Source organism: Mesorhizobium sp. M7A.F.Ca.CA.002.09.1.1 (assembly GCF_003998555.1).
Lineage (GTDB): Bacteria > Pseudomonadota > Alphaproteobacteria > Rhizobiales > Rhizobiaceae > Mesorhizobium > Mesorhizobium ciceri.
The window spans coordinates 1-244 of the sequence record NZ_RZRR01001662.1; the positions used below are offsets into that span (position 1 = coordinate 1).

The 244-nt window shown below is 67.6% G+C and carries 1 protein-coding gene; it reads left to right on the forward strand.

Translation table 11 applies throughout. From position 1 onward, the window contains the following. A partial coding sequence (locus EN994_RS35595; protein WP_164746613.1) for an immunoglobulin-like domain-containing protein occupies positions 1-244 on the forward strand: 244 nt, incomplete at both ends.

The following is a 244-nucleotide window of genomic DNA, read 5'->3' on the forward strand; positions in this document are numbered from 1 at the left end:
TCTACAACGACGCATCGAGCCTGACCGCCAACATCACCGCCACCGCGGGCGGCAACTTCGAGCACCTGGTGATCGGCACCGGCACGGCGACGGCCAACGTCACCGACACCACCACCGACGCGACGGTCAACCTGAGCGCCTCGACGGTCGCCGAGGGCGCGGTCGCCAACTACGTGTTCACGGCGACGCTGTCGGACGCCTCGCATGGCGTCACCACGATCACCACCGACAAGGGCGACATCAC